The organism is Novipirellula herctigrandis (genome assembly GCA_007859835.1).
Classification (GTDB): Bacteria; Planctomycetota; Planctomycetia; order Pirellulales; family Pirellulaceae; genus Novipirellula_A; species Novipirellula_A herctigrandis.
The window spans coordinates 189861-215487 of the sequence record SJPJ01000001.1 but is presented as its reverse complement, the minus strand read 5'-3'; the positions used below and the strand labels follow the sequence as shown (position 1 = coordinate 215487).

At 51.8% G+C, this 25627-nt stretch carries 24 protein-coding genes; 11 read left to right on the top strand and 13 right to left on the bottom strand.

What is annotated here, in order from left to right:
* The first annotated feature begins 86 nt into the window (after positions 1–86).
* Positions 87–308, top strand: coding sequence for a helix-turn-helix domain-containing protein (locus CA13_RS00780; RefSeq protein WP_146393896.1), 222 nt, complete (start codon positions 87–89; stop codon positions 306–308).
* Positions 309–420: 112 nt separating this feature from the next.
* Here CA13_RS00780 and CA13_RS00775 read toward each other — a convergent pair whose 3' ends face one another.
* Both CA13_RS00775 and CA13_RS34455 read right to left on the bottom strand, forming a co-directional pair.
* Positions 421–891, bottom strand: coding sequence for an AAA family ATPase (locus CA13_RS00775; protein ID WP_419195072.1), 471 nt, complete (start codon positions 889–891; stop codon positions 421–423).
* The gene (locus tag CA13_RS34455) at positions 831–1268 is read right to left on the bottom strand and encodes a hypothetical protein (RefSeq protein ID WP_419195179.1); all 438 of its coding nucleotides are present in this window, start codon (positions 1266–1268) and stop codon (positions 831–833) included. The genes CA13_RS00775 and CA13_RS34455 overlap by 61 nt, the downstream gene beginning before the upstream one ends.
* 571 nt (positions 1269–1839) lie before the next feature.
* Here CA13_RS34455 and CA13_RS00770 point away from each other — a divergent pair.
* Positions 1840–2688, top strand: coding sequence for a hypothetical protein (locus tag CA13_RS00770; RefSeq protein ID WP_146393892.1), 849 nt, complete (start codon positions 1840–1842; stop codon positions 2686–2688).
* Between the two features lie 212 nt (positions 2689–2900).
* A complete protein-coding gene (locus CA13_RS00765) occupies positions 2901–3812 on the top strand; it encodes an HNH endonuclease (protein WP_146393890.1) in 912 nt (303 codons plus the stop codon).
* 35 nt (positions 3813–3847) lie between these two features.
* Here the strand turns inward: CA13_RS00765 and CA13_RS00760 are convergent, their stop codons facing one another.
* Entirely contained in the window at positions 3848–4051 is a 204-nt protein-coding gene (locus CA13_RS00760) for a hypothetical protein (RefSeq protein WP_146393888.1), read from the bottom strand.
* 90 nt (positions 4052–4141) lie between these two features.
* Here CA13_RS00760 and CA13_RS00755 point away from each other — a divergent pair, with 90 nt between their 5' ends.
* Entirely contained in the window at positions 4142–4750 is a 609-nt protein-coding gene (locus CA13_RS00755; protein ID WP_146393886.1) for a hypothetical protein, read from the top strand.
* Positions 4751–4893: 143 nt separating this feature from the next.
* On the opposite strand, the gene CA13_RS34450 is transcribed toward CA13_RS00755, so the two are convergent.
* Both CA13_RS34450 and CA13_RS36100 read right to left on the bottom strand, forming a co-directional pair.
* Positions 4894–5025, bottom strand: coding sequence for a hypothetical protein (locus CA13_RS34450; protein ID WP_419193774.1), 132 nt, complete (start codon positions 5023–5025; stop codon positions 4894–4896).
* 414 nt (positions 5026–5439) lie between these two features.
* The gene (locus tag CA13_RS36100; protein WP_473087431.1) at positions 5440–5913 is read right to left on the bottom strand and encodes a DUF4357 domain-containing protein; all 474 of its coding nucleotides are present in this window, start codon (positions 5911–5913) and stop codon (positions 5440–5442) included.
* Between CA13_RS36100 and CA13_RS00745 the strand changes: the two genes are divergently transcribed.
* The gene (locus tag CA13_RS00745) at positions 5872–6477 is read left to right on the top strand and encodes a type I restriction endonuclease subunit R, EcoR124 family (protein ID WP_146393884.1); all 606 of its coding nucleotides are present in this window, start codon (positions 5872–5874) and stop codon (positions 6475–6477) included. The genes CA13_RS36100 and CA13_RS00745 overlap by 42 nt on opposite strands.
* A gap of 113 nt (positions 6478–6590) precedes the next feature.
* Here CA13_RS00745 and CA13_RS00740 read toward each other — a convergent pair whose 3' ends face one another.
* The 4 genes from CA13_RS00740 to CA13_RS00725 form a co-directional block, all read right to left on the bottom strand.
* The gene (locus tag CA13_RS00740) at positions 6591–8039 is read right to left on the bottom strand and encodes a sulfatase family protein (RefSeq protein WP_146393882.1); all 1449 of its coding nucleotides are present in this window, start codon (positions 8037–8039) and stop codon (positions 6591–6593) included.
* A 495-nt stretch (positions 8040–8534) separates the two neighbouring features.
* Positions 8535–9662: a glycoside hydrolase family 117 protein gene (locus tag CA13_RS00735; RefSeq protein WP_419193772.1), complete on the bottom strand. Its 1128-nt coding sequence runs from the start codon at positions 9660–9662 to the stop codon at positions 8535–8537.
* 119 nt (positions 9663–9781) lie between these two features.
* Positions 9782–11026 carry a family 16 glycosylhydrolase gene (locus tag CA13_RS00730; protein ID WP_419193771.1) on the bottom strand — a complete coding sequence of 415 codons (1245 nt, stop codon included), beginning with the start codon at positions 11024–11026 and terminating at the stop codon, positions 9782–9784.
* Positions 11027–11343: 317 nt separating this feature from the next.
* Complete coding sequence (locus CA13_RS00725) at positions 11344–13185, bottom strand: sulfatase-like hydrolase/transferase (protein WP_473087430.1); 1842 nt, start codon at positions 13183–13185, stop codon at positions 11344–11346.
* A 717-nt stretch (positions 13186–13902) separates the two neighbouring features.
* Here CA13_RS00725 and CA13_RS00720 point away from each other — a divergent pair.
* Positions 13903–15309, top strand: a complete 1407-nt coding sequence (locus tag CA13_RS00720; RefSeq protein WP_146393875.1) for a Gfo/Idh/MocA family oxidoreductase — start codon at positions 13903–13905, stop codon at positions 15307–15309.
* 142 nt (positions 15310–15451) lie between these two features.
* Here CA13_RS00720 and CA13_RS00715 read toward each other — a convergent pair whose 3' ends face one another.
* On the bottom strand, positions 15452–15676 hold the full coding sequence (locus CA13_RS00715) for a hypothetical protein (protein WP_146393873.1): 225 nt from the start codon (positions 15674–15676) through the stop codon (positions 15452–15454).
* Between the two features lie 322 nt (positions 15677–15998).
* Here CA13_RS00715 and CA13_RS00710 point away from each other — a divergent pair, with 322 nt between their 5' ends.
* The 3 genes from CA13_RS00710 to CA13_RS00700 all read left to right on the top strand — a co-directional run bounded on the left by CA13_RS00710 (position 15999) and on the right by CA13_RS00700 (position 18655).
* Entirely contained in the window at positions 15999–16973 is a 975-nt protein-coding gene (locus tag CA13_RS00710) for an endonuclease/exonuclease/phosphatase family protein (RefSeq protein WP_146393871.1), read from the top strand.
* A 417-nt stretch (positions 16974–17390) separates the two neighbouring features.
* A complete protein-coding gene (locus CA13_RS00705) occupies positions 17391–18041 on the top strand; it encodes a hypothetical protein (protein WP_146393869.1) in 651 nt (216 codons plus the stop codon).
* The gene (locus CA13_RS00700; RefSeq protein ID WP_146393867.1) at positions 18038–18655 is read left to right on the top strand and encodes a DedA family protein; all 618 of its coding nucleotides are present in this window, start codon (positions 18038–18040) and stop codon (positions 18653–18655) included. The genes CA13_RS00705 and CA13_RS00700 overlap by 4 nt, the downstream gene beginning before the upstream one ends.
* 349 nt (positions 18656–19004) lie before the next feature.
* Here CA13_RS00700 and arsB read toward each other — a convergent pair whose 3' ends face one another.
* Together arsB and CA13_RS00690 are read right to left on the bottom strand one after the other, a co-directional pair.
* Complete coding sequence (gene arsB / locus CA13_RS00695; RefSeq protein ID WP_146393865.1) at positions 19005–20246, bottom strand: ACR3 family arsenite efflux transporter; 1242 nt, start codon at positions 20244–20246, stop codon at positions 19005–19007.
* 71 nt (positions 20247–20317) lie between these two features.
* The gene (locus CA13_RS00690; RefSeq protein ID WP_146403250.1) at positions 20318–20602 is read right to left on the bottom strand and encodes an ArsR/SmtB family transcription factor; all 285 of its coding nucleotides are present in this window, start codon (positions 20600–20602) and stop codon (positions 20318–20320) included.
* A 443-nt stretch (positions 20603–21045) separates the two neighbouring features.
* Here CA13_RS00690 and CA13_RS00685 point away from each other — a divergent pair, with 443 nt between their 5' ends.
* Complete coding sequence (locus CA13_RS00685; RefSeq protein WP_146393863.1) at positions 21046–21822, top strand: C-GCAxxG-C-C family protein; 777 nt, start codon at positions 21046–21048, stop codon at positions 21820–21822.
* A 352-nt stretch (positions 21823–22174) separates the two neighbouring features.
* A complete protein-coding gene (locus tag CA13_RS00680; protein ID WP_146393861.1) occupies positions 22175–23791 on the top strand; it encodes a beta-galactosidase in 1617 nt (538 codons plus the stop codon).
* A 181-nt stretch (positions 23792–23972) separates the two neighbouring features.
* On the opposite strand, the gene CA13_RS00675 is transcribed toward CA13_RS00680, so the two are convergent.
* A complete protein-coding gene (locus CA13_RS00675) occupies positions 23973–25439 on the bottom strand; it encodes an ISNCY family transposase (protein ID WP_146393859.1) in 1467 nt (488 codons plus the stop codon).
* Between the last annotated feature and the right edge of the window lie 188 nt (positions 25440–25627).

Sequence of the window (25627 nt, the reverse complement as noted above, 5' to 3'; positions counted from 1 at the left end):
CCGAACAGAGTATATCGCAGGACTGCAGACTTTGATAGACTTACGCCTGTGGGCATGAAACGAGTTTGAGATACCGGAGCGGTTCAATGCCGAAGTTGAGTGAGTACGTGAAAATTGCGGACGCCGCTGAGATTCTGGGTGTTGCGCAGACCACGTTGCGGAAGCGGCCGGAGGACGGGCAAATCCCAATGCAACGAAACCCGGCAAATGGGTATCGACTATTTAAACGTTCGGATCTCGAAGGTTTCCTGACGAGGACATCTATTCCGGTGAACACAAAGAATCAACCAAGCGTGCAAAGTGATTAGGTACCGCCTGTCATTCCGAGCACAAGGTTTCTGAAAAGCGTGCAAAGGCCGAAGGCATCTACGTTTGCCCTGATGGCGTTCAACGCGAATACACACACAAGCCGAACGCGTTCTACGGCTGGGAAGTCGAGGAACGCATTCGTACGTCTGCCATCCTTTCCAACCGGCTGAATACTCGTCGCGCTATTCGGGATTTGGTACCAGCGCCCGCACCGACGTCGGTCACAGACTTGAACGATTGGTTGCCCTTGCTGGTGTGATGGATCAACACGAAAGCCGAACCGAGCATCTCGGCGTAGCGATCAATCGTGTTGTAAACGCTCGCCATCGCCGCGTTATCGTTTTCGTCGGACTCGGCCGGAAGCATTCGATAGAACGCATCGATGACGATCATCTTGAAACGGTTTTCAAAGACGTGATCGAAGTACTGCCCGAGCGAACGGATCTCCTTGAGGTTGCCGCGAAGGTTCGAGACGAACAAATGGTCGGCGACGTCGTCGGGCGTGATCCCGCGACCGTCCCTCACTGTCGGGATCCGGTTCGCCGAAGTCGTCGGGTGGAGTTCGTTGTCAATGATGAGCACGTCGCCCGGTTCGGTTTCGTACTGACCGAGCCACGGACGTCCAGTAGCCACAGCCAATGCATGTCGCTGGCCAACCAAGACTTGCCGACCTTCGGTGGCGCGATGACGTTCATCGTTTCGCCGGCACGAAGTAGCCCGTGAATGATTGGCGGTTTGAGCAGCGGAAAACGGTCGAGCGATCGACGTAGGCTCCGCGGCCGGATGTCTGCAGCGCGAGGAAGCGAGTCGTAGGTCAGTTCCCATGATTGGCGTATCTCATCGAGTTTCTCTTGCGTCGCGGTGTCGATGCCTTCGTGCGGCAATGGTGGCATAACGATCTTGTCCGGACGAAGGATGGCATTCGACCAACGTTGAACGCGGAGGTTCCATGCTCGCATGACGATCGAGCGAATCGTTTCGGCGTCGTAACCTGCCGATGCGAAATGTTGCCAACCTTCGATAGCACCCCAAACCGCCTGGGCTCGCCCGCGAGCTTTGGATGCCTCGATCTAGTGTCGTAACCGGAACAAACACACGCCCGCGTCCTCGCCCACGACGGCGAGGTTACGAACCGTCTGTCTGGTCCGCATGAGGTCGTCGAACACCGAGCGGTTCGGCTTGGCGCATTTAGGAACACCCTCAGCAGTCCGAGCAAACCAACGCCGGTACGCTTTCTCGGATTCGGCATTGAGCGGCGAATTGGGGAAGCAAGGTCCGTCGTTGTAGATTCGTGTTGACTGGCTTGATCCATCAATCGCCATTGTTATGTATTAACTCCGTTCCAACTATCGGGCATAACTTCTGGCAATGGGTCTGTGCTAGAATCATTTGATCGCACCGTTCTGCGAGGCGACACTCCCCCATGATGTGACTTGGCCGAATGTCCTGCAGTAAAATGCATGGCGGAACCGTTGAGGGTTATCAGTTGACATTCCCCCCCAAAAAGAAAAGGAATTAGCAGCTACCACGATGGACGAACACTCCGACATTTTGGATTTCAAGCCAAACTATGTTGCAACATCGTGTTTGGACTGCACGAAGACGCTGCAATACGCTCTATGTTCCTCGCTTGCATTCATCCTTCGAGAAAAATGGCCGTATTGGCTAGACGAGAATGGGTTGGACATCACAGGTTTGGGTGATCCAAAAGGTCTGACTAATATCGACGACGTTCAAGCCGACGCGATTCGCAATTTATGTTCTTGCTTTAAGATAGAGATGCATCGGCATCTGCAATATCCAATGGAATCGGATGGTCTTCGTGATGTGCTCACCCATTCGTATGCTCGTCATGCACAGGGTATTGGTGGCCAACGAATTGGTAATTTTTCGTACGGTATGTATGGTCTAAATGGTATTGCCAGCTTTGTTGTGGCGTCGACCTTTGTGCGTCTTCTGGGCGCGTGGGAGCAGTTTGAAGTTGATGCGTTACGCTGTCTTGTGTATCACCGACCGCATGGGATGGTTGGGCCTACATGCGACAATGAGCTGATTGCGATTGACGAGGAACTGCATTTGCGAACTTTCGGCAGCGAGATATCTAACGAGGGGATTTGGAGTTGGATGAAAACGCCTGCTGAGAATCGGGTTGAACGACGAAAAATCCTAAGCCGCATTTACGGCATCGACATGAAGTCATTGAAGAAAGGCGATAGCAAAAAGGTTGATGGTTGGTATGAAACCCGAAATCGAATCGCACATGGACGGGGCGACGCTAACGTCTTGTTTGCAACTTACATTGAGGCGGATGCTTTTATCTTTCAGCAAATTCTCCGTCTCAGCAAGCAATGCAAAGAGAAGCAACTTGTTTGGCTGTGACGGTCCCGTGCATGCTTTGTCTGCTGTTTTTGTTTTCTTCTGTTTTGCAGCATGGTTTCCAACGCCCAGCGTTTCCCGCTAGAAGCAAGGTCCGTCGTTGTAGATGCGGGTTGGTGTCATCTCATCCATGAGCGAGCCAGTTCTTACTGGGGCTATTGCAACTGACTAGAATATCCTAACAACGAATCAATACCTCGGAACCAATCAGCACTATGAAAACCTCATGGAAGATCGCTCCTGGAGACAACGCCAACGACTGGGACGTTTTTAGAAACAATCATTGCATCGGCATTGGCTGGCTCCCTGATTCGGATTACCGAGTCTTTGCCCACGAGTCAGATGCCTTGGCTGCCCTCGAAAACGTTCACGGCCCAAAAGCCAAAGGCAATGGCAAAGGCGCCGCAAAGATGATTTGCGAATTTGTAGATGCTATTGGAGTTGGCGACGTTATCATTGAAAACAATGCTTACAACGAGGTGGTAGGTATCGGAGTTGTTGAAAGCGATTATTTGCCACCAACTGCACGGAAGAATCCGTTGCGAACCGATACCAACACTCATCGTCATCACGTTCGGATCGTGGATTGGCTGGTTACTCGCACTGCGTATGTTCCAGGGAAACCACCGAACAAGCATTTCTTTGTTCAGCAGACATTGAAAGGGCTCAACGACGAAGACGTTAGTTGTGTTGTCGATGCCTATGTGAACGCTTACCCAACGGACAAGCCTTTTGCGAAACGACTGAAAGCGATCTTTGCTCTTTCATCGGTGCCAAGGCCTAGCGAGGTATTGGAGAACATCGATGTTGACATGACAACGTCAATTAAAGGCGAAGGTCGAAAACGTCTTGTGAGACACCTTGTTCGTGAACGTGACAGGAAACTCGTAGCGGGAAAAAAGAAGTCAGCGAAGTCATTGGCTTGCGAGGTTTGCGGGTTTGATTCCCAGAACGTCTATGGCGTAGCTTACTGCGAAGTTCATCACCTCACGCCACTTGCGGATTTAGCCGATGGAACGAAAACTACCATCAAAGACCTTGCGATTGTATGCGCCAACTGCCATCGAATTATGCATTCCAAATATCCACCTATCGAAATCAAATCACTCCGCAACATGCTTTCTTGAATTAGAAAGGATGCACCCAAAGGAGCGACTTTCCCCTAATGTTCAGCAACTGAATCTTTCTGCATCGCTTCACGGCGTTCGCAGACTTCCATCAATAGCCGTGCTGTATCCTCAGCCGCAGCAGTGTTTGCCTGATCTTTCGTCTTCTCGTACACGTCGATCAAAACCGCAGCCCAAGCATCGGCGACGTCGTCGGGCAATTTGCCTTCGTCGTCATTCGGCGTATCGTTGCGATCCAAGGCGAGCCTCCGTGCTCAAGAGAAAGACCTGCTAGAATGCGGAATACGCGACACCAATAACCAAGTGAAAATCAACAGAGGCTCACGTCAATGAAATTTACATGCGTTTACAAAAGTGGAACTGAGTATGGCACTGGGGAGCGAGCCTGGAATTACATTGCACACGTAACATCAGAGGGCGATAAAGTCGCCGTGCGATTCAGTTTTGTAGTTCCACCCAAAGGCAAATCACAGTCCGGTGTAACGGACGCAAGCATTAAATCACTCACGCTCGATCTTGACAAAGACGAAGCGTTCAAACTTGCCGCTTCGATTATTGCTCAGGCTCATCATCCCATTCTTCATGATTTCAGTGCTTCGTGGATGGATCCTCTATTCATGCAGAGCTTGCCAACGAACCAGTGGTCACGAAAAATCAGGGTTTTGGTCGACAACTACAAAAACGTAATAACAGTCAACAACAAAACTAAATTCCACATTGGCGAGATTGAATTCGAGATTGGCTATTACGCAAAGGATGATGAAAGTAATAGCACGAATCACACAACGTCCGTTTTGCTGTTGGTAGATCTTCCACCTGGTCGTTCTCGCAAAATCAACATTGATGAAGACGACATTCCATCACGGCACCAAAATTCTTTTCGAATACAAAGTGCAGTCGCAAAAGCCGTTACTGGAGTTGTACTTGGTCAAGCTTAAGAAATAGATCGAGTTGACTTCGTGACGCATCTGATCCTGCGATTTTTGCCGGAAGCCAACCCTTCCGCGGTACGCAGATCAACAGCCCTAGTTGCCCAGCTCGATGTAAATGCGTTTTTACCGTTCCGTAGTTTCTTCCCAAACTAGCTGCCACTTCCAACGTTCGAACCAGCCTCTTTCCACCAAACATCTCTCGAACCGTCACTGCCATCTTCTCCGGTTCGGTCAACGGCCGAGTCCAGATCCGCGTTGGTGAACTCAAGCACATACTGCATAGTTCTGCTCGGACAACTTGCCAGTAGGCGCAAGCTGTCACCGAGGCGGATCGTTCCGCGTCGAAGCGGTATTTGCGGGGTCCGCCGTCGGTCCAATAAAGCGTGATATCTTGGTAGCGGACGTGGTTTTCTTCGTAGCCATGTTTGTGTTCCCGTTGTTGGGCGTTTCGGTTTTTCCGCGTTGGCCACCGTGGCGGGCGGGACCACACAGTTACCTCTGTCTCGAAAACACATCCAGCGTTGTTCCGGAGTTATTCCGAAAACTTTTTCGCGTGCCGAATAACGAGGGGAAACGTTGGCCAACGGTCAAAAGAAATGCCCGCGACAAGGCCGCACAAAGGCGACGTCGCGGGCGTGTTGGCTGGTTGGGTAGATAGATGGGTCGGAACTATTGCAGAGCCGGTGTCCCCTGATCTATTGCAATTCGTCGTCGGACGGGTCGCTACTTTCATTCGAATCGCGATGCACTTCGCTGAGCGTTGCTCCGTTTTTGTCTTTCCATTCAACCCAACCGTTCGCGCTTCGTCCTAGGACGACCGCTGCTGCGGTACTGGGCGATCCAAACAGATAGTCTTGTGTGAAGTAGTAGTGGCCATCGCGTTGTTCCATCACGCCAGCTGAAATCAAGCTCTCGCGTTTTGGAGTTACTGAAGCCATCGCGGACGCTACGACTTCCATCCTCGCCTTGCTTCCCTCGTGTACTACAAAACCGTCCTCAACCAATTCACCTTCGCCCTCGCTTCCTCCACCGCGACAGAAAAACGTGATTGACGATGGACTTTGCTTTGCTGTTTGGCGAGTTTGCGGGTTGAAAACATCCTGCAGAATTTCGATGAGTTCGCGAGCATGAAAGCCCTGCAAAGCATCGACGTGAACGATCCTGAGCAAGTCGAAGCTTTCAAGGAAGAGCATTACCTAAGCGACGAAGAACTGGAGGCATTGCAGGGCATCGACGTGCCGCCTGATCGCAAGGTGCAAGATTACCGATCGACGTACGACGACATTCGAGATTGGCTGCGGCGTGAAAAGGCCAGCAACGAAACTGAGGAATCCACCATCGATTGGACTGATGTGGTTTTTGAGGTGGATCTGCTGAAGTCTCAAGAGATCAATCTGGACTACATTCTGGAACTGATTTTCGAGCACAACAAGAAAACCAAAGACAAAGCAAGCTTAGTTGAGGAAGTGCGCCGACTAATTCGCGCTAGCGTTGGCAATCGCGCTAAAGAGAGCTTGGTCGTAGATTTCATTAATCAGGCGGAGCTGGAGGGGCTTGGCTACAGATTTGGCGAAACGATGCGGCGACAAGTGCCCGAGCTTCGGGCTCGAGCGTCTCGGCGTATTCCATCGCGGCCGACATGCCGAACCGCTCGGGGCTGTAGACTTCGTCCGCTCGGATGTCGTAGCCGAGCCCCCGGGCCCGGAAGTAAAGGTGATAGGCGATCCGAATGAACCGCGCTTCATGCGTCGTCCACGGTGGCGTCGTTCTGTCGCCCTCCTCGTCGCGAGAAACGGCTTCGGCGACACGGATTGCTTCGCCGCGTCACCAACAAGGCCTGGTCATACTATTTCGGTTTCTTGGTTGTCTTCTTACTGCTTTTATCGTTGAGTCTCTTCGCATATTCGGGGCGTTTCTTCCATTGTTCAAAGAAGGGCTGATAGCGATCATCTTCCGTCCAGAGATGTGATTCCGGCTCCCCCGGATTCAGGTGGCCTTCGGGATAGTCTTTACCAGCAATGCTAGCGTCAACCGAGTCGCTCCATTGCCGAAACGTGGATTTCATCTTTGCAAAGACCTCTGGGTTTGCTGCTGCGATATTTTTGGATTCCGTCGGGTCACGCTTCAAATCAAACAGCTGGAAATTGTCTGTCCGCCTATCCAACGTGACTAGTTTGAAATGGTTATCCAAAAGTGCTCCTTGATCGCCAAATCGAAAGGGTAGCGGCTTTTCCCGTTTGGCCGAATCTTGGCTCAGCAGCGGGACCAGACTGATTCCATCAATCGGTTCAAGCATTGAGGCGTCTGGCAGTTCCAAGATTTCAACGATCGTTGGGAAGATGTCCATCGTAGCCGCCGGGTAGCTGGTGATGCGTGGCTTAATCGTGGATGGCCACTCAACGATACAAGGGACACGCAATCCGCCTTCAAAGACAGATCCTTTGTGGCCGCGCAACCCACCCACGGTCCCCGGTTTGATTCCGGCGAGTCCGCCGTTATCGCTGCAGAACCACACAAGCGTATTGTCCGCAACATCCAAATCACGCAGTCCTTTGCGCAATACTCCCACGCTCCGGTCAAACGCTGCCAACTCGCCATAATGATGCTGGCTATTCGAATCAAGTTTTTTGAAAGGGTCCCGGTCCTCGTCCTTGGCCAACCAAGGTCCGTGTGGGGATCCCGCCCAAATAACAGCTAGGAAGGGCTTTTCCTTCATCGCAGCAGCAGCAATGAACTTCAACGACTCGTTCACAATGATTTCAGACGAGTCACCTTGCAACTCCACGAATGTGCCATTGCGACTCATCACAGGATTCATGTCAAAGAAGTTGCTTACCGTCAACCATTCATCAAAACCAAACGCGCCGGGACTATGCGTGTCGTCTCCCAACACAGGCACACCTGGTCCACGAAGTCCATTCAGGTGCCATTTTCCGAAGTGGCCCGTTGCATAGCCAACCTTCTTCAGCGCAGCGGAGAGGGTTCTCTCCTGCAGGCGTAGAGCGTGTCCGTGCGAGGGCACCCCCGTCCTGTCGTTGGTTCGGCCCGTTAAAACACTAGCCCGAGTAGGCGAACAGACGGGCGCACCTGCATAAAACCGGTCGAACCGCAATCCGCCTGCAGCCATCTCATCCAAGTGGGGTGTCTGAAGGACGGGGTGGTTGTAGTATCCGGTTTGCCCCCAACCTTGGTCATCGGTCATGATCAGGATGATATTGGGCTTTTCCGCCGCCGCAGCGGTGACACTTGCGATTGCACAAAGAAAGAAAAATCGTCGAACGTCTAAAGCAGTCATGTTGCGTTCTTGCTCCTTCGAGTAATGCGTCGGCCGATGTAACGTACGGTTACGCTGTCGCCGGCTTTGATTTTCGGAATCATCATTATGCCAGTCCTATAGCGTGGTTGTTGTATCCACGTCGCATACGGCATGTAGTTGCGGATCTAGCGGTATCGTTTGTCGCTCAGCGCACGGGCATTGTCATAACGAACTTCGGCACGCCCACGAAACTGACAAGCCGGTCGATTTGAGTGCCGGGGTTGCCAACAGGGCGAGAAGTCTGAACGTCCTTCTGCGCGTCATGTCGACATTTTTTTTCGCCGTGTTTTCATTGATCATTACCCCAATCGTGCTTGCTTTCAGCATCATCGCCCGGGAACGGTTGGGGCGACCGGACCTCACGATGTCCTTGAACCTCCTTGAACATGCGGTCGGCAACTATTTGGATTTTGTGTTTTTCAGCTGCCTTTGATCTTCTACTCATCAAAGCAACAACTCTCGAATACCGATCGACTATCGGCCTTCGGGGTGCTCCCGAAGCGTATTCATCCCTTGCTCAAAATAGAATTCGGGCCTATGCCAGACTCCTGTTTTCTTGAATGCTGGTTCGTCGTAGTCACGGCTTAAATCACAGTCAAAACGCGCCATGATGGAATAGCTTTTTCGGGGAGTGCCGGCATTGACGAAATGACATAGCCCCCACGTGAAACCGCGACCGTCTTTTGTGTTTGTAAAGGCATCTGGAACGTAGGGAGCTGCGGCGGTTGGTGTCAGAGACAAACACGAGGCGATTTGAAAGTTCACGCCATCCTTGGAATACTGCATCGTATCCCGCTCGTTTCCGTCTTTGACGGCCAGTGCAGCAACGCCTTCTTTGAATGGGAAGTAAGTCGTCTCGTGCCCCGAATTCAGGACTGGATTGAGCGGATGCTTTTCGAATGGCCCGAGCGGATCGTCAGCCATAACGAGGCCATGGGCAACCGCATATTTGTCTCGTTTTTCAGGCCACTTGTTGTAGGCCGCTTTGTAATAAATATAAATTTTGCCCCTGAAAACAATCGGATGAGGATCGTGCGTCGCATTTTGATCCCATTCACCATTCTTTCCAAACGGAATCACTGCATCGCCGCCGTGTTTCCAGGGTCCGGATGGTGAGTCAGCGTAGGATACTGAGACCGGACACAGGTCCCCGCGAAGCCCGCTGGGCTCGTCAAACGCTTGGTAGTACAGATAGTACTTTCCTTTCCACACCAGAATGTCAGGTGTACAGACCGAACGCCATCCAGGCGAAGGCTTCTCCGGTCGTGATACGGCGACACCTTGTTCTTCCCATATGACACCATCCTCACTGGTTGCATGCCAGATGTCACAAAGATCCCAGTCGGTCGATGGAACAACTTCAGTCGCTTCCCGGGCGCGGTCCCAGCCAATCGGCGGAACTTTTGTGTGCCGCCGGGTATACCAGATATGATACTTGCCGTTCACCCGGATCGGTCTTGATGGGTCACGGCGAGAGATCGTTCCATCCCCGTTGCTATAGTCAAATCCTTTCAGCCGAGTGTATTTGAACTGAGAAAAAAGTTCATTGTCTTGAACACGTGGCGCTGGATACTGAAACATCCGCTCTGTCGCAGAACTCATCGGTATGCCTGGCTTCTCCGTTGGCATCTCGTGCGGAAACACAGGTTCATTGCTTATGCTGGGATGGGCTAAGAACGAAGCGAGAAGAAGGATGACGAGGATACGGATTCCATGCTTCATCACTGACTATCTCCCTTTTGGTAGTAGCGCACCCAGTCAACTTTCATACTCGTTCCGTCGATCTGGTCCGAAACCGAACCAGCCCAGCGGATAATCGCCTCACTCAGCCAAATGGGGCTTTCGCTTTTGCAGAACTCGTTGGCGACTCGTCGGAGTTCTTTCCGGTCTTGATAGAACACGATTTCATCCTCCGTCCAAAGCATCCCGTAGGTGTGGTAGTTTGCGCCAAAGTCAGCAGCGTCCTTGGAGTCCATCGTGGCAATTTCTTTCCACACGCGTCCATCATGAGCTTGAATTCGGTAGTTGCTGACTTGCCCCCATCCTGTCCACTCTCCTTTGGACTGCCAGCCGTTGATAAATTGAATACATCCGACGGTGATCGGTCGAGGCCAGCGGAACTCCAACCATTTTTCACCATCATCGTGAGAGATCCAACTAGTGTTCCAAGTGCCGTCGGCCGCATGCTCCGGCTTCGTCTTGTCGTTAAAGACGCCACTGGCTTCGATCTGCACGCTCGGGTCTCTGGCGTGATTCACCAAGCCTTTGAGATCACGATCCGCCGTCTCCGACAGAGCGTCCGGGTACTGATTGCTGACGCCAAAAATGCGAAATTCACGGATGTGGAAATGAGGGCTTGTGGTTGAGGTCAGCCGGAGTCGTTTCGTTGTTACCGGAATCTCGAGGGGCAAAGAGTAGTCGGGCCGCATCCCATAAGCGAATCCTTCGTGTGCAGACGGGTGTGTCTTGGTTCCATCAGCGTGAGTGACCACGTCGGTCCAGTTGTGGATGTTCGTGTTGACCTCGTTGGGATAGTGCCCCTCGTTGATATCGATCTCGAAACGTTTACCAACGGCTGGATCGGAGCCGCGCGTCATCAACCAAAACGAGTTGTTCGTTCCCGTCGCCTCGGCATAGCGGTAGCGGCATTCGAAGTAACCATATTTGAACTTCTTCTTGCTCCAGACGCTCCCCGAGGTCCACTCTTGTCCGCCACGGTTCTCTTTCTTATTGATTAGATGCAAAATGCCATTTTTCACCACAGCGTTCTCACGCCAACGACTGCAAAGAATATGATGACTCGGGCTGTTCTGGGATTCCCAATTTTCATCTAACCTTTCATTGGGATAGTCAAACTCGTCTTGCCATACGAGCTCCCAGTCGGTGAGGTCCATTCGCTTCTCAGTGTTGCCGTGTTTTGGCGTCTTGGGTGAGTCCGCAGTAGACTCAAGGCAAACAGAAATCATCAAGCATAAGAACGTTAAAAGAGCACACAAGCGAACACATTGATTAGACAGTGTCATGGTGTTGGGATTGGTTGAATGTGAATCAGGGCCATGCAAACCGATTGTCTGCAAATGAAACGTTAACAGTACCCAAAACCATTTGCATAGCATACGTTCAGATGCGACAAAGTTCTTCGCAAATGCGACGCTCCTGCGTCCGAGGGCGACGCCAGAGTGACGAACGGAATAGACACCATCAACATTGGAAAATTAATCCAACTTGAAGTCCTTCTCGATTGTTGGCATTTGAAAGACGTCTTGTATTGGATACGGATGCGTTAACGCTGTAGATCGAGTTTCTTGTCATCAGAGCCGGGAGCAAAATTGCTGCGAAAGATGGTTGTTCCCAGTGCCTTATTGCCACCCCAATCCACCTCAACGCGGTTGTCGCCAAGCACAATGTTGAGCAGTTTGTTCTGCATCGTTTTTGCGATCTTCTGATATTCCGGGTTGAACGCCAAGTTTTTCAGTTCCTGCGGATCAGACGCCATGTGATACAGAGCGGGATCGAGTTCCTTATAGGATGCGTTTTGCGCCCATTGCATGTCCTTGCCGCGGTTTTTGTCTGGGCGAGTTTGCATGGAGAACACATACTCCTTGGTGCGGATGAATGCGCGAGGGCCGATCACGGCATGGCTTTCACCGATCACATAGTCGCGGGCAGGAATCGTGCCGGAAACGACCCCAGCCATGTTGTGACCATCAAGATACTGGTACTTCTCGTCGCTAAGTTTAGCTCCACCAGCAGCAAGAATCGTCGGTGCAATGTCGACAAACTCCGTGAAGTCGGTGACGACCTTATCAGCAGGGAACGCCTGCTTATCCGACGACACCACGATGATGGGGTTGTGAGTGTCGACTTCCCAAGGCGTGAATTTGGACACAGAACCATGATCGTTTAACTTCCATCCATGATCGCCGCATACGTACACGATCATCCAAGCTTGGTTTTGCGTTTCACTATATTCAACAAATGCGTCAGCAGCTTGCCCGACCAGAACATCACCGTACGCGCAGAACGCATAGTAGTCTTGGATCATTGCCTGTTTCTCGTCATCGCTGAAATGATCTGAGAATCCATGGGCCACCTGTTTCTTCAACTGCGCCGGCATGGTTTCGAGTTCCTTCTGATCGAAGACAGGAACCTTGTAGGTGTGTTCTTGAAAACGCTTTCGGAAGTCGGCGGGCGGCAGCACGGGAGTATGCGGAAAGTCGAAGCCAATATGACAGAAAAGCGGCTTGGACGTATCCACTCCGTCATAGTCCTTCGTGCCAACTTTGAACTTTCGATTCGTATTATTCAGATAATCCACGAAGATTGAGGAGTAGTACCCATCACGGGTCTTTCCTGCTTCCCGTGCACTGACGCCGGCAAGAATCATGCCGCTATCGATGTACTTGCCCTTCTTCTCGTTGTAGTGACGCAGCAGGTCGTATTTATCCATTGTGTTGGCGGCGGTGCCAGCGAATTCCGGCATGACCTTTTCCAGCTCTCCTGAGCAGTATTCGCGTTTGCCCTCTGGCGTGACAAAGAACTCGAGACTCTGGAAGGGCTTGTCAAACTTCACTCCGTTGATTTGCGAAATCCAGTCCTTGCCCCAAGCGCATAGTCCGTCTTTGGCGAGGTCTTTGAAATAGAAACTCTGCTGGTAGATCGGATGCGGCGCGGCCCAGTTTCCTTTGATGGTTTTGATGCGTACACCCAACTTTCCAACATGCGTGGTTTGGTACCCAAGCTCTGCCATGGTTTCCGGCAGCGTCGGCCGACAGTGCTCCGCGTCGTTGTTATGGTATTCGAACTCATAGATGCCTGTGCGGAATGGATAGCGGCCATAATGCATTGAAGCACGTGACGGTGCGCAGCCCTGGGCCTGGCAATAGGTGTTGATGAACGTCGTACCCATTTTTGCCAAACGATCGGTGTTCGGCGACTCAACATAACCGAGCTCGCTCATTTCCCGGCCATGTAACATTTTGTTAAACGCACGGATCGAGTCGTAGCGATGATCGTCCGTCAAAACCCACAGCACGTTTGGCTTGGAAATTTCCTGTTCCGCCGCTACTCCGCTCTTCGAGAAGCACGCCAACGCGATCATCGCGACGATAAAAACTTTCGACATATTCATGCTCATTGGTGTCTTGGTAAAAACGAAGGTAACTCAACCTCGGAAATCTGCGTTTCCCTCGGCTTTGACTAGTAGCGGATTGGGAATCCCCGAAGCTTCGTCCTGTTCATCGGTTCGGTCAAGTCCTGGCATTGTTTCCCGAGGCACTCACTTCTGTTTTGACAGGTCCTGCGGATCTGTACTCCAATCCATGATTTACGGATCGGCGGTCGGGTTGGCGGCCTCCCCATGACGTCACACCATTTTGGTGGCCATCGCGGAGTATCGTGGCTAAGCGGATAATCTGCTGGGGGCAGCGATTAACTTGCCGCGATTGGATTCCCGCCAAGGTCAGGACTGAGTTGTAGATTCGATAGCCGATCACGGACCACAACACGATCTGCTGTTGTTCCTGATGCCGCCCCAGCGGATCACCTGCCGCAAATTCTCCCCCGATTTTTGGAATTCTAAGCGAGGGAGTTGGCTGCGCTGGCGAAAAATGTAGATTTCCGGAATATCGAACAAGATTTCGCGGCAGGTACCATGAGGTTCCAGCATTAGAAAAGACGCCTCATCACAAATTGTTACTGGGAAAACGCTGGCGAACATGATTCGTAAACGTTACCGTCGACAGAGTGCTGCGTCATCGCCTCACGAGCCCACCAGGGTGTTTGGCGCGTCTGCTCGCATAAGTTTACTCGCCTCTAAGTTACTCGCCTGTTAGGAAATCACATGCATAAATCAACACGCCGCGAACACCTCAAACGATCCGCGCTCGCCTTTGGTGCGACCATTCTGCCTTCTTACCTGACGTCAGCGCGGGCTGCTGGCGATCGATTGCCGCCAAGCGAGCGAATCAATCTGGCTTGCGTTGGTGTTGGCGGCCGAGCCAGCAAAGTGATTCCCTCACTTTGCAGAGACGGTGTTGCCGAACCGGTGGCGTTTTGTGATGTCGATTTTGAATTGCCCAAAGGGACCGCCGACATTCTGAAAAAATACCCCAGCGTTCCGCGTTTCAATGACTTCCGCGAGATGTTTGACAAGATGGGCGACGACATCGACGCGGTAAGTGTGGTTGTGCCGGATCACTCGCACTTTTGCGCAACGATCTTGGCGATGTCGATGGGTAAACATGTTTACGTCGAAAAGCCACTGACCCGAACGTTTCACGAATCGGAGTTGCTCAAACGTGCAGAGAAGAAATACGGTGTCGTCACGCAAATGGGCAATCAAGGCCACACGGGAACCGGTTTTGACACCTTCTCAAAAATGGTGAAGCTTGGACTTTGCAACAACATCACCAAAATGGACGCCTGGAAAAGCCCTGGCTTGTGGTTCATGAAGCAAGAAGAAAGACTCAAAGGCAAGCCGACTGTTGATCCGATTCCACCGTCGCTGAACGACTACGACTTGTGGTGCGGCCCCCGGAAAATGTTGCCGTTCAACAAGCTTTACCACCCATTCAGCTGGCGTGGATTCTATGAATACGGCATGGGGATGCTGGGTGATTGGGGCGCCCACATTGTCGACTACGCGCATGACAAGTTGAATCTTGGTCTTCCGACACAACTAAAGTCGCTTTACATGGAAGATCACAATGACATCTTCTATCCGCTCAGCTCTCATCTTTCAATGCAATTCCCGGCGCGTGGTGAGATGCCAGGCTTGAATCTTACGTGGCGCGATGGTGGAGACTTCCGTCCAAAGGCGTTAGAACGATTCCTGAAGGGCAACGCATCCGGCAACCCGCGTTCTCGTGGCGGCGGTACACTGCTATACAGCGATAACAGTGACTTTGCGATCCTGCGCGGCCATCACGGCGATGCGCCGGAGATCATTCCATCCGCGACGCAAAAAGAGTACGCGGATAGACTTAAGCTCGATGACGCCGCCAGCACTCAGCCAGATCATTTCCAAAGCTTTCTGAATGCCTGCAAAGGCGAAGGCAAAACGAACTCGCCATTCAGTTCTGCCGCGACGTTGACCCAAGTTTTGGCGTTGGGAACGATCACCCAATATTTAAATACCGATCTAACTTTCGATCCAAACCAGAAGAAGTTTGTCGGTAACGACGATGCCAATGTGCTGCTCAACCCGCCCGTCCGCAGCGACTGGGAAGAGTTCTACAGAATGGCTTAGCAAAATGACTTAGCAAAATGACTTAGCAGGCACCCACAACATGCACGCAATCGTGCATCCGCTGTCGGCAAGTCGACTACACCACGAATCAACGTGAAACCATTCTCGCGAATCTCGTGCAATTTCTCTTCGTTCATCGTTTCTAACCCTGCCACGGAACAAACGGGCGTCGAAGTACGAGTGTAGCCAGTATTGCCGTGAGCAGCATTCCGCCGAGAAACAGGAACCAACGGACCCACGACCGATTGTAGCCAAGCCAAAGAACATAGGTCTCCAATATAGGCCCAGCGAAGTAGCACACGTTTGCAGCAATCGCTGCTTTGACAATGATTCCTAACGTGCGGCCTTGCAGCAAATTTTCTCTCACAAGCAATATCGTCAATAGTCCCAAATCGTCAATAGTCCCAATACAAGGAGACACACAACGCGTAGTTATTCCCACGCCAAAAACGTGCTGCGTGCAATCTCGTTGAGCGTAGTCGTATTCGCCGACGCGGTTCCATTTGGAATCGGCGATTCGGAAGCTGCGCCAGACGATGGAGTGGCCTAAGGATTCGGCATGATGTTTTCGATTTGGGATCCGCTATATTAGTGTCACCAAACGCGAGTTATAGCAGCACTGTCGCGATTTGTTTGCTCGTGACGCAAAGGTGAGCACCTCGCTGTGATCTACAAACGACAAGCACCGAATGACAACACGCCCGCGCCGCCGATATATTCCAAGCCGCAACATCGCTCGCCTCCTGCTTGTCACCTTCGTTGTTGTCGTCGGGCCGTACACCGTCAGCAGACTTATGTCGCCCGGGCGGCGTGTATCGGTCCATCACAATAGCTCCGGAGCTTCGCACGTACCGGAGCGCAAGGACACCTTTTCGATCGCAACCTATAACATTGCGCACGGCCGCGGTCTTTCCGAAAGCAATTGGAACGGAGAATCAAAAGACCAGCGATCGAAACGGCTAACCGAGATCGCAACGACATTGCGGACGATCAATGCCGATTGGGTCGTTTTGAATGAAGTGGACTTTGACGCCAGTTGGAGTCACGGGGTGAATCAAGCCGAATCGCTAGCCATCGCTGCGGACTATCCGTATTGGGTCGAGCAGCGGAACATCGATTTCCGAATTTTGTTCTGGACTTGGCGGTTCGGTAATGCAGTTTTGTCGAAGTATCCAATCAAAGACGCAAAGCTAGTCGAACTACCGGATTTCGCTGCTTGGGAAACCTGGTTAGGCGGAAAGAAACGCGGCGTCGTTTGCGAGATTGCAACTGGTGACTCCATCCTTACCGTTGCTGGGGTACATTTGTCATCGCGGAGCGAAGCGTTGCGAGTTGCTTCGGCCCAAGTGCTCTGCGACATCGCTGGATCCAGCGAAACTGCCTTTTTCATCGCTGGTGATTTGAACTCAACACCAACGACTTTTCCCGTCAGCGACGTTGACGAAAAAGGCGGTAATGCAATCGAACTGTTTGACAAGAGCGGCTTGTTTCAACGTCATCCAACCGAAATCCCCACGAAGTCCTCGATGACGTTCGAGTCAAACGATCCCACGCGAGTCATCGATTGGATCCTGATTCCCAAATTAACGCAGTTCGCCGACTACCAAGTCATCAACACGGAACAATCTGACCACCGCCCCGTCGTTGCCCGCGTCCACGAATGAGCGCATGGAAGAGAACCATTTCAGACTTCATGCAGGGCCGGTTCTTCGCGGGCACGTAACGACAAGTTTTTGGTTCGGGCCGTTGCGAAACTCGTCAAGAGTCTCCTCGTCAAGAGTCTCGGAGGGTCCGATAAATCGTCGTAACTTTTGCCAGCCCTCGCTACAATCCCCACCCGAAGTTTCAATTGGAACGAACCGCTAACTCGTTGCGGAGCACCGCTAGACGAAACGAACACAAATCAGTTAACGATTGCCAACCTGTCCCATTGTTCAAGAACGGTACGGCGGTGCAGAACTCAGCTGGGTTCAGGCGGAATGACTTGGAATCCATTTGCAGTACAATGTCCATCAGGGGCGATAATATCCACCCCCAGGGACGGTATTCGCATTAACAAACAGACATCAGAAGACACAATTATGGTGATCGCGCGTCGCCGAGTTTTAACAATCTGCCTGCTTGCTATCGGGATTGGGCTGATCCTCTACTATGGCAATCGCACTCGGAAGTCCTATCATCAGTTCCGATACACCAAACAACAGGGATTGGACACCGGAGACGCCAATGTGGATGCAATTCGTCCTTGGATGACGATTCATTTTGTTGCTGCCGCCTACGCAGTTCCTCAGGAATATCTTTTCGCAGAGTTGGGCGTCGAATTGGAGGACCGTCGCCGTAACATTGACATCCGGCACTTAAATGAGGAGCTTGAACTGGGGCAATCCTCGCTGGGTCGATATCCTGCGGTGATTGATCAGCTTAGAAAAACAATTTTAGCCTATCGCGAAAACCCTGTGGTGACCGGTTTGGTTGATGTCCGCGGTTGGATGACCCTGCAATATGTTGCCAACAGTTCTGGTGTGTCGGCAACAACGATTATTGACGAGTTAGGGCTAGCTGATTTGGCACAGCAGGCCACGCACGGGCCTGACGAGAACGGGGACGGTGAAGTCAATGTCCATTTGCCGTTTGACGAACTGGCGGGGCGTCTACGTTTCCCCGGGGGGCCACATCGGTTGTGCGAAGAAATTGCGACAGTGCTTCGTCGACAATCGGAGGACGCGCCGTGAATCCTCCTGCGATCATGCTTGTCGAACGATTCCTGTCTTGGATTGCAGCCTATGGCGAGCCCATGTTGGCTCTTGCTGTCTTCTTGGTTGCAGTAGGCGTACCGATGCCAAGTACGCTTTTCGTAATCGCAGGTGGAGCGTTCGTTCGAACTGGCGTGATGGAGATGACATCGACGTTTATCCTGTTATTGGTCGCAGTTGTACTGGGCGATACGGTTTCGTATGGGATGGGACGATTGGCACGGCGCAACTTGCAGGACCGATTTCAAGACAACACGGCATGGCAACGCGCTCAATTGACTTTTCAAAAACGAGGCGGAATCGCAGTCTACCTCACGCGTTGGATACTCACGCCATTTGCCATTCCGACAAACTTGGCCGCTGGAAGTGGTGGATATCCCTTGATCCGCTTTCTGTTTTGCGACATCGCCGGCGAACTGACATGGATCATCGTCTTTGGCGGTCTCGGCTATGCCTTTGGTAGTCAGTGGGAAGTGATCGCGGAATTGGTTAGCAATTGTAGTGGACTGTTAGCAGGGATCGTATTCTTGGTGATTGGCGTCTATCTATATTGGAAGCGTTTACGACCTAACCGCGCATTACCAAAACCTTGAGCCACGCTTTGCAGAATCCGTTTCGATCGGCCAATCTGGTAGCAGCAATGGGGGCCGGGGGCCGGTTTGTTTCAAGACTGCATTGACTTTTGCCGCGATGATAAGCAGCAAACGGCATCGTCGGTGCTTTGCCGGCAGGCAACACGTTTTCCCATTTGGACCAAAACCGCACGCTTTGTTGCCGAACAAAGTTACGTAAACGGACAGCTCACCAAAGGAATCAATCGCATTGCACAATCGCATTGCACAATCGCATTGCACAATCGCAACCAGCGATCCTCGATTCACGCCTAATCCAAGATGCTTGGGAAAATTTCGTCTAAGTGAACTTAGCGTTCCATTGCATGCATCAAACAGAGTCCTGAACCGATGGGGCGGCGTTTTTTGTTTTTTCATTATCGGAAACTTCGCTGGAAAACCAACTTTGTGTCCTCAGGCAAAACTTGACCAATCCCAACATCAACGGCACTTCTATCAATACACCGACAACGGTCGCTAATGCTGCACCAGACGACAATCCGTACAACATCGTAGCCGTGGCAATCGCCACCTCAAAGTGATTCGACGCACCAATCATCGCGGTTGGAGCAGCGGACTCGTAAGTGAATCCCAACGCTTTGCTGAGGCAATAGCCAAACGCAAAGATCACCAACGTCTGAATCGTCAAGGGAATAGCGATCCAGAGTATCGTTAGCGGGTTTTCAACGATCGTTTCGCCTTTGAAGGAAAACAATAATACGAGCGTTGCGAGAAGTGCCGTGATCGTAACAGGCGTCAGGAAATGCAAGAACTTATCACGAAACCAAACTTCTCCCTTGTTAGCGATCAACCATTTGCGTGACAAAAAACCGGCTGCCAAAGGCAAAGCGACATAGACGCCGATTGACAACAACAACGCCTGCCAGGGAACGGGAAGCTGGCCGACTCCAAGCAGGAACCCGCCCAAGACTCCGTACAATACAAGCATCGCCAACGAGTTGATCGCGACCATCACTAGCGTATGTCCGTCGTTGCCTTTTGCCAAAAAACCCCAAACTAAGACCATTGCAGTGCAGGGGGCAATGCCAAGCAAGATGCACCCAGCCAAATAACTTCGCCACAGTGGAACTTGGAGCATCTTCACGCCTTCAACCAATACCACTTCACCCGCACCATAGGTTGCCCCGACTTCCAGATTGGAACCCAGTGGCGCCTTGACGTAATCGACTGCATCCGGCCCAATGAAACCAAGGAACAGAGTGCCGAGAAAGAAACTGGCGATTGCGTACATCGTGAAGGGCTTGATGGCCCAATTGATAAACAACGTCAATCCAACAGGCCGAATCGCCTTGCCTGCCTTGACGACTTCGCCAAAATCGATCTTGACCATGATTGGGTACATCATGAAGAACAGGCAAACTGCGATCGGAATCGAAATCACCGGCGCGCCATTAACATAGATCGCCATTCCATCGAGTGACTGGGCAATCCCGGGAGCGATCTTGCCAAGAACGATTCCCGCGACGATGCAGAGGCCAACCCAAAGGGTCAAGTAGCGTTCAAAAAAACCAATACCCTTTTTGTCGTTCGGGCATGCGTTGGGTTGATTCATATCCGTGTCATCCAATGAGTGAGCTACAATCGTTTATCGCCGCTAAACGATAGACACAAGTAAAAAAACGGTCACAATCCAGCAACGAACGTCTTGAGTTGTTCAAGCCGCTCTGGATTTATGCAGTAACAGACCTTCGGCCCGTCCACTTCCCCTTGGATCAAGCCCGATTCTTTCAGTATTTTTAGATGTTGAGAAACGGTCGATTGGGCCAATGGCAAACAGTCAACGATCTCTCCGCAAACACAAGTTTCGCGACCAATCAGCAACCGTACGATTTGTACTCGCGCTGGATGAGCGATTGCCCAAGCAAGACGCGCAACGTCCTCCGCCATGGGATCAGCCTGTAGCTTCACCGGCGTGGAGTCACATCGTTTTTTGGTTGCCTTTTTCAATTTCACCGATCACTTTATCGTTAATCGATCCCCTTTATCGTTAATCCACGATAAACGATAAGCAAACCGGTTGTCCCAGTCAATAGACGCCAAGCAAACGTCGACACCCGTTGGCAACGTCATTGAATCCAAAGGAAACCTTCGCATATTGACTCTCCGTGCGTATTTGGCTAACATGCCAAATACGCATTGGCATTCACGTAGCATCGGTCCACAGCGGCGCGTGGTTGCGACGTCAGCGTTCTAAATTGCAAATTTGGTTCTCAATACCCTGCTGGACGAAGTGGATTGGTGGCCACACACGGGCACAGCACGAAAGACCGGATCGCCGACGAATCTGCTCAGTGCGTATTTCGGTTCGGCTTCAAGTTTCGACACTTCTTTCCATTGGGACAAATTCAATCATGATCCAAATTAATCGACGCAAAGCGTTCTCCTCTTTGGGGTTGATTGGCGGGACTGCTTTGTTAACCGGATGTAGCGAAACAGGAATGAATATCGCCACCGCTGAGTTCCCATCGGAGCCTTCGTGGAGTTACCGACGACTTGATCCGGCCGATGTTGCCGAGCGAACCTACCGAATTTATCCAGAAGGAGGTTGCATGTACGGTGTCGTGGGCGGTGTCATCGGTACATTGGCCAATAAGGTCGGGGAACCGTTTCGGTCATTTCCGATTGACATGATGCGATTTGGCGATGGCGGCGTCGGTGGATGTGGTTCGCTATGTGGAGTGATCAATGGCGGGTCTGCGTTGATTGGTATGTTTCACAGTGAGAAGCCGAAGGAAAAACGCGAAGCCATGATTGCGGAACTTGTTGTCTGGTACGAGACAACGCCGCTGCCACAGTATGAACCGGAGAAACCGGCATGGGCAGACGACACACCTTCGAGTGTTTCAGGTTCCGTGTTGTGCCATCTTTCGACCGGTCGATGGTGCGAGACGACCGGATGCGAAGCGTTCAGTATGGAAAAGAAAGAACGTTGCCGGCGACTTGCTGCTGATGGGGCAGGTAAAATTGTCGAGCTACTCAATCGTGACCTCGACGGCGAACGTATTCTGGGCAAGTTGACTCCGCAGGTTCAATCGTGCATCGATTGCCACGGCAAAGAGGATATGGGCAACGCCATGGTCAAAATGAACTGTGGGACCTGCCATCAATTCGACGGAGAACATCCGTGAATCAGAAGCTGCAAGCGGACGGTCAATCACTGCTTGCGCCAAAAGACGCGTGCCTGAACCCCACTGGTCCAAGTGGTTTCTCTTTCTCTACCAATGTTTTGATGTCGTGGGGGCCATTAAGAAAACCGTTTCATTCGTCCGGTCGACCAAATCCGTTTAATTTTAGGTGCGTGTACCCGTAGCGATCCGGAGTTCGCCGCGAAGTCGCTAAGCCGAAAAAGTTTTTTCTCACCAATGAGAAACTGTTTGTAGGTGTTATGCATAAGCATGTTAAACGCCGCGGTATCTGCGGTACAATGACTTTCGATTGATTTATCAGCCGGCGGCGACCTCCAACATCGGGCACAGACAAATGCAGCATCACGCACTTATCATTCTGATCCTTGTCATCGCCGAAGTTGCTTGTTGCCCTGACGTTTCGCTTGCCGCCGAGCGAGACTCTAAGAGCGGACTGTATGCGATCTGGTACTCGGCCAGTTCTGAAAAGTACTTATCGCAGCCCTACATCAAAGGGGGACAAATTGTTCTTCAATGGGCTGATATTGAGACGTCAAAAGGCAAGTACGACTTTTCGCAAGTTGAAGAGAAATTGGCTGAACTGCATCAACAAGGTTTGTTCGCAACGATCCAGATCAACGGCAACCAAAAACCAGCGTGGCTATTCGATCAGGTTCCCTATCTTGAGGAGAGGCTGTCGGTACAAGTCCGCGATTCAAAAGGCACGCTGATGTTCTGGCATCCAACGCATCGCATCGCGTACCAGAGAATGCTGCGGGCGTTTGCAGACCATCTGCGAAACTCGCAACACGGAAACACGTTACTCGGATTGCGGATGAACCTGAATGCCATCGGCACCGAACATCATTATATCGAGCCGAAGCACCGGGCGCTCGACCAATGGATCGTGCCAGATGGAGTGAATCGTATGGAACTGGCGGCCTGGAGTCGGGAACTGACGGACCATTACATCGAGGCGGTAATGGATACTTACATCGACGCATTCCAAGGTGCGATTCGGGTTTTTGTACGTAATGGCATTTCAGATGAGCTGGAGGAAAAGTATCGAGACGCATTTGAAAATGGCACGCTCAGCTGGTTCCATACATCGAGTGAGGCGGAACCTCGCTCGTCCGGAACGGAAAGGAGATACCAACGGTTTGTCGAGGATTGCCGTTCAGGAAAGACGACCGCCTATGCCGAGCCTTGGGCGTCGACCTGGGGACATCATGGTGGCAAGAGAGATGACCGTTGGTGCAGCCCGCCGCAATGGGGTTACTGGCGTCTTTTGTTGGATCTTCACTGCGGGGTCTCGTACATCGCACTCTATGCGACGGATATGCGAGTCGCGATCGACGGATCGTACAGCAGCGGCGGGATCCACTACCACGAACCCGGTGGAGCCTACCAGCGTGAATTCGAGGCAGCTTTTCGGTTCGCCGACAAATACGTTGGATACCACGCGTGCCCCGATAAGTCACCTGGCGCATGGGTTGCCTTTCGACAGAACAACACGATTCGTGCTGCGAATGGGATCTCCGAAGCAAAGCGACACTTGAGTGTTTTTAATGATGACTACGACTTTCTGATGCGGCGACTGCCGGGCGATTCGAGTCATGGAGAAAACGTTGTGAACGTGGGACCCGATGATCAGCGGTTTGGGGCATGGGCGCGTGTTTTGCCGGCGGGCGAATCCGTTCGATTGAAAGTTAACCAAGTGTTCGTCGACAGCCTACCAGACCGGGGATCACGAATGAACGTAACGTACCTCGACCAAGACGTTGGCAGACTTCATGTTTCAGTGGGCGACCAATCGATGGATGTCGTGTGCAGAGGAACAAACCGCTGGCAAACGGCTTCGCTAGAGGTTCCGTCCGGCAAGCTGAACGCCGATCACGATGGCTCGCATCTTCGATTGACGGCAACAGAAAGTCCTATCTATCTTCACATGGTCGAAGTTGAACGTCTGTAATTAGTGTCCGTCCGGAAATTGCTCGAGTGGCTGATTTTAGCGGATTTCACGTCCGCTGAGTACTTCGAAGATTTAGCTCTGGGGCGGTTTTAGTGGCGAACAACGCTCGTTTTCTACGCCGTTTTCGCCTGGCGCGCAGACCGATAGCCTTCCGTTGCTCCGATTCCAAAGGAGTATTTGCCTACGCCGCTTGGCGATCACTCTGTGCCGAGGCGCTAATGGCATGATGCTTGGCAAGTAACAACTTGCCAAGCGTATGTAGGTTGCGACCAAGTACCGCCAAACCAAAGTAGCGCTCAAAGCCGATCTCACTACGATCACGACAACGTTTCAGCCCGTTGCCTCGCTGTAAAGCACCGATCGCTGATTCCACACCGCTGTGACGTAGACGTGTTTGATGAAACTTCACGCTTCCGTTTTTCAATCGTTCGGCGTACTGATCGGGAGCACGTGGTAAAACACAAACGTCATCAACGATCTCTTGCAATGCCGTCTCATTTTCATCGCTGTGAAAGCCTCGGTCAAACGACGCCGTTTCGATCTGACCCGAATGTTTTCGCTGAGCAATTCGTGTCTGCTCAACGACAACATCTTGGTCTTTGCTGGTGCGGTCCATCAAATGATAGTGACTGATGAATCCTGCGGCGTCTTCGTAGACCAAGACCAAGCGTCCATACTGATTCGGTTGCCCAGCTTTACCGCGACGGTACAACTGCGTGTGAGTTTCAAAAAGACTGAACAGCTTCTCGCTATTGGGAACTCTTTCGCCAAGGAGCACGCGACGACGAGCGGTGTCGCAGACCTGCCGAGTTAGTTGGATCCATCGCTCGATTGCCGCGATTTTGGAGACAATCGCCGTCGAGAACAACTCCGATTTCGCCGTTTTTACCAACTCGTCGGCTCGCGTGAGCAACTGCTCGGTTCGGACAAGCAGATCCATGTAGAGCGATTGCAATGCGTCTTTCTTGACCTGACTCTTGCTCGCGGCGATGCGTCCCATGTTCTGTTTGAGCTTCTTGATCTTCCTCGTCAAGTGATCGGACTGACGCCAGCCATCAATCTCAAGCATGCCAGCCAAGTCAGCGCAGAGCGGAACAAACTTGCGTACCCCATCGAAGATCAAACTACTTTCGGTCGGATGATGAATGTTGGTTTCGACAACGAACGAATCGGCACGAACCGAAGCGGCAGCCTCAGGTGCAATCTCCTGTCCGGAGGTGACGATGACTTGATTAAGCTTCTCGATCGTTGCAGGCTTGAGTTTGCACAACGTGTCGCGAATGCGTCTGAAGGTGAATTCGTCGGCGTCCTGCCAATCGCCAATTCCCATGATGCCTCTGAGCGAGCGATGGTTCTCGACTTGGTCTTGGAGTTTGTCGTAATCGAAGTTGCACCCCAACCGAACAGCCGCCAAAACAACGACGTGCCAGTCATCCATGCCGGGCCTGCCGATATCTCGACGAGAGTCTTCGTTGAGATCGGCTGCGACTAACTTGACAGCTTTGTGACGAAGCTTGTTGTTGGTATAAAGGAACTGCAGACCCGCGAGGATCGGAACGATTTCGTCGCGGCATTCCAAGTTGAGTTGTACTTGTGCGACAGGGCTGCAATCGAAGCGATGCTGAGATTGATAGTGCTTTCGGACCACGTTCACTCCTCGAAGATTTGCGTTTGAAATTGCTTTTAGTCAACAATTCCAACGCCCGAACCTGCTTGCGGGTTCGATCTTCGGGGAGCTTTTTCTCAAAAAACATCGCAGTTTATGCGGCCATTCAATTTTTGGACGGACACTAATTAGAGGAACCAACTGATTCGGGGTGAGCTTCCACGTCGGCA

Bases quoted from the DNA above. Each gene is read 5' to 3' on its own strand.
- CA13_RS00755 (WP_146393886.1), top strand. From the start codon at position 4,142: ATGAAATTTACATGCGTTTACAAAAGTGGAACTGAGTATGGCACTGGG.
- CA13_RS00765 (WP_146393890.1), top strand. From the start codon at position 2,901: ATGAAAACCTCATGGAAGATCGCTCCTGGAGACAACGCCAACGACTGG.
- CA13_RS34450 (WP_419193774.1), bottom strand. From the start codon at position 5,025: ATGCAGTATGTGCTTGAGTTCACCAACGCGGATCTGGACTCGGCCGTT.
- CA13_RS00735 (WP_419193772.1), bottom strand. From the start codon at position 9,662: ATGAGTTCTGCGACAGAGCGGATGTTTCAGTATCCAGCGCCACGTGTT.
- CA13_RS00705 (WP_146393869.1), top strand. From the start codon at position 17,391: ATGGTGATCGCGCGTCGCCGAGTTTTAACAATCTGCCTGCTTGCTATC.
- CA13_RS00730 (WP_419193771.1), bottom strand. From the start codon at position 11,026: ATGATTTCTGTTTGCCTTGAGTCTACTGCGGACTCACCCAAGACGCCA.
- CA13_RS00725 (WP_473087430.1), bottom strand. From the start codon at position 13,185: ATGTCGAAAGTTTTTATCGTCGCGATGATCGCGTTGGCGTGCTTCTCG.
- CA13_RS00680 (WP_146393861.1), top strand. From the start codon at position 22,175: ATGCAGCATCACGCACTTATCATTCTGATCCTTGTCATCGCCGAAGTT.
- CA13_RS00770 (WP_146393892.1), top strand. From the start codon at position 1,840: ATGGACGAACACTCCGACATTTTGGATTTCAAGCCAAACTATGTTGCA.
- CA13_RS00685 (WP_146393863.1), top strand. From the start codon at position 21,046: ATGATCCAAATTAATCGACGCAAAGCGTTCTCCTCTTTGGGGTTGATT.
- CA13_RS00780 (WP_146393896.1), top strand. From the start codon at position 87: ATGCCGAAGTTGAGTGAGTACGTGAAAATTGCGGACGCCGCTGAGATT.
- arsB (WP_146393865.1), bottom strand. From the start codon at position 20,246: ATGAATCAACCCAACGCATGCCCGAACGACAAAAAGGGTATTGGTTTT.
- CA13_RS00740 (WP_146393882.1), bottom strand. From the start codon at position 8,039: ATGACTGCTTTAGACGTTCGACGATTTTTCTTTCTTTGTGCAATCGCA.
- CA13_RS00720 (WP_146393875.1), top strand. From the start codon at position 13,903: ATGCATAAATCAACACGCCGCGAACACCTCAAACGATCCGCGCTCGCC.
- CA13_RS00710 (WP_146393871.1), top strand. From the start codon at position 15,999: ATGACAACACGCCCGCGCCGCCGATATATTCCAAGCCGCAACATCGCT.
- CA13_RS00745 (WP_146393884.1), top strand. From the start codon at position 5,872: ATGAAAGCCCTGCAAAGCATCGACGTGAACGATCCTGAGCAAGTCGAA.
- CA13_RS34455 (WP_419195179.1), bottom strand. From the start codon at position 1,268: ATGCGAGCATGGAACCTCCGCGTTCAACGTTGGTCGAATGCCATCCTT.